The sequence below is a fragment of the Mesorhizobium sp. M8A.F.Ca.ET.218.01.1.1 genome (genome assembly GCF_004791165.1).
In the GTDB taxonomy this organism is placed as follows: Bacteria; Pseudomonadota; Alphaproteobacteria; order Rhizobiales; family Rhizobiaceae; genus Mesorhizobium.
Window position 1 is genome coordinate 1 of sequence record NZ_SRUZ01000166.1, and the last position, 304, is coordinate 304.

Consider the following 304-nt stretch of genomic DNA (forward strand, 5'->3'; position numbering starts at 1 on the left):
TGAAGCACTACGGCATTCCTCGATCAAACTAGTGGTGACGCGCCACGAGCAGGCGGCATCGTTCATGGCGGCTACGCATGGGCGGCTTACCGGAAAGCCCGGTGTCTGTCTGGCTACGCTCGGTCCCGGCGCGCTGAATCTCACGACGGGCGCAGCCTACGCCCTGCTCGGCGCGATGCCCATGATCATGATCACCGGGCAGAAGTGCATACGCAGCCGGACCCAGGCGCGATTCCAAATCGTGGACATGGTCTCGACCATGACGCCGCTGACCAAGATGGCGCGCCAGATTGTCGACCCAGCG

General features: G+C 63.5%; 1 protein-coding gene. It reads left to right on the plus strand.

Features of this window, described 5'->3' with window-relative positions; translation table 11 throughout:
• Positions 1-304: thiamine pyrophosphate-binding protein (locus EN861_RS34855; RefSeq protein ID WP_245512185.1), on the plus strand; the 304-nt coding region annotated here is incomplete at both ends.